The sequence below is a fragment of the Micrococcales bacterium genome (genome assembly GCA_009784895.1).
In the GTDB taxonomy this organism is placed as follows: Bacteria; Actinomycetota; Actinomycetes; order Actinomycetales; family WQXJ01; genus WQXJ01.
In genome coordinates, this window is record WQXJ01000109.1 from 1 (window position 1) to 2,557 (window position 2,557).

At 62.2% G+C, this 2,557-nt stretch carries 2 protein-coding genes and 2 rRNA genes; all 4 read left to right on the forward strand.

What is annotated here, in order from left to right:
• Window positions 1-310: ribosomal RNA gene (locus FWD29_10215) — 23S ribosomal RNA — on the forward strand; the annotation flags it as partial.
• A gap of 99 nt (window positions 311-409) precedes the next feature.
• Window positions 410-526: ribosomal RNA gene (rrf, locus tag FWD29_10220) — 5S ribosomal RNA — on the forward strand.
• A 164-nt stretch (window positions 527-690) separates the two neighbouring features.
• Window positions 691-1,653, forward strand: coding sequence for a universal stress protein (locus FWD29_10225; protein ID MCL2804302.1), 963 nt, complete (start codon window positions 691-693; stop codon window positions 1,651-1,653).
• Window positions 1,650-2,366, forward strand: coding sequence for a YggS family pyridoxal phosphate-dependent enzyme (locus tag FWD29_10230; protein ID MCL2804303.1), 717 nt, complete (start codon window positions 1,650-1,652; stop codon window positions 2,364-2,366). Before FWD29_10225 ends, FWD29_10230 begins: the two co-directional genes overlap by 4 nt.
• Window positions 2,367-2,557: the final 191 nt, after the last annotated feature.

Genomic DNA, 2,557 nt, shown 5'->3' on the forward strand with positions numbered 1-2,557 from the left:
AGACAGTTCGGTCCCTATCCGCTGCGCGCGCAGGAGACTTGAGAAGACCTGTCCCTAGTACGAGAGGACCGGGACGGACGAACCTCTGGTGTGCCAGTTGTTCCGCCAGGAGCACGGCTGGTTAGCTACGTTCGGAAAGGATAACCGCTGAAAGCATCTAAGCGGGAAGCCTGCTTCAAGATAAGGTCTCCGCCCCCACTTGTGGGGGGAAGGCTCCCGGCTAGAACACCGGGTTGATAGGCCAGAAGTGGAAGCGCCAACTAACGAGGCGTGAAGCTGACTGGTACTAATAAGCCAACAACTTACACAACACAGTCAACGATGTAAGCATCCACTATACGGTTCACAGCCAACCAGCCGCCTAGGCGGACAGACAACTAAACAACCTGATTGGCTCACACAAGCTTTTTGCGGTGGCCATAGCGAAGGGGAAACGCCCGGTCCCATCCCGAACCCGGAAGCTAAGCCCTTCAGCGCCGATGGTACTGCCAGGGAGACCTGGTGGGAGAGCAGGACACCGCCGCAATACAACTAAAGAGACACACCGGCGCCAGCCCACCTCAGGGCCGGCGCTGGCGTGGTTAACCCGCCATCCGGCATCGGCCACAAACTAAGGCGATGCCACAAGGGGCCTAAAGATGAGACAATTGGAACCAACGGTCGAAGTCAGGGTGATAAGGAGGTCAGACCATGACAACAGGCCGGGACGTACTTGTTGGAGTTGATGGTTCCCAGGCGTCGTTTGCGGCGCTTGACTGGGCCGTAGGAGAGGCCGCCGTCAAGGACTGGCCACTGCGGTTAGTCTGCGGTTATACACTACCCAGGTTTGCCAATGGCTCATTGGACGCCGCCTATGCCTCGCTCTCAAATGACGCCGTGACCAAAGGGGCCAAGGGCGTGCTGGACGAGGCCGTCGCCCACGCCAAGGCCAAAGGAGTTCAAGCCAGCGGTGAGGCCAAAATTGGCGACGCGGCCGGAGTACTGGTTGAAGAATCAAAACAGGCCGGACTGGCCGTGGTCGGCACTCGGGGTCGCGGCGGCTTCGCCGAGCGCCTATTAGGTACGGTCTCGTCCGCCTTGCCGGTACATTCTCACTGCCCCACGGTGGTGGTGCCGTTGGGCGACCGCGCTAAGGACGGCGAGGCTCGAGAATTCCAGCCTGTGCGCCATATCGTGGTTGGGGTAGACGGCTCCAAAGCTGCGCAGGTGGCTTTGCGGATCGCTTTTGATGAGGCCCTGGCCTGGGGCGCCGAACTGACCGCCATTTCCTCGATGCCAATGGCGGCCGGCTCGTCACTCTTCGCCTGGGCACCGGGCCCGGTCGACCAGGGCGCCATTCTCGATGAACTCGAGGCTGAGCTGGAGCGGATCCTCCAGGCCGAAGTAGCCAACCGCACCCTGCCAGCTGACTTCAAGCTCAATCACCACGCCATGGATGGTTCGGCCTCGGCTCTAATGGTCGAATTCTCTGAGCAGGTCGATCTGCTCGTGGTCGGATCGCGCGGGCGAGGCGGATTCTCGGGTCTGTTGCTTGGCTCAACCAGCCAAGCCGTACTGCATCATGCCGCCTGCCCGGTGATGGTGGTGCCGGCCCGGATTGGCGATGCCGCCGAGGCCGCTTCGTCCGAGGCCGCCCCGCCGAACGACGAGTGAACTCAGCCGCATTGTCACCTTTGGCCCAGTCGTTGGCCAAGGCCAGACAGCGAATCGATCAGGCGGCCGCGGCCGGGCACCGGCGACCGGGCGAGGTCAAACTGATGCTCGCCTCCAAAACCGTGCCCGTAGGGCGGATCGCGCAGGCGATTGACCTGGGGGCCACCTTGATTGGCGAGAACCGGGTCCAGGAGGTGGTGGCCAAGGCGCCTGATCTGGCCGGCCGGGGCCACCGGATGCATCTAATTGGGCCACTGCAGTCGAACAAGATCAACGCCGCTCTGCGACATGTCGACTGCATCGAGACTATCGCCACGGCCGAACTGGCGGCCAAGCTGTCTCTCCGCTGCCTTGAACGACCGGCGCCAATTGACGTGATGGTTCAGGTCAACACTTCCGGTGAGCCGACCAAGGCTGGTTGCTCGCCAGCCCAGGCCTTCGACCTGGCGGCTCGGGTGGGACAACTGCCCGGGTTGCGTTTGGTCGGGTTTATGACGGTGGGCCTCAATTCGCCCGATGCCGCAGCCGTCCTGGCCAGCTACGTCGCCTTGGCTGAGATCCGGCGGGCGGTCCTGGCTAGTGGTGAGGCCGGAACGGATCAAGCCGGGGAGCTGTCGATGGGCATGAGCGCTGATCTTGAACTGGCCATTAGGGCCGGGGCCACGATTGTGCGTCTAGGCACAGCGGTCTTCGGCGCCCGCCCGCCGCGCTAGTTGGGGCGTCATCGGCCAACCGTGCCCCGCCACAAATAGGCGAAAAGCTGCTGCCAACCTCCACTAATACCGCGACTGAGGTTACGTTGGTTTTGGCCTGTTTTTTGTGGCCTGTTCAGGGCCTATGGGCAATGACTTCGGCTGAAGTGTTGCCAGGGATACGGCGTGCCGCATCCAGCATGTGACCCGAA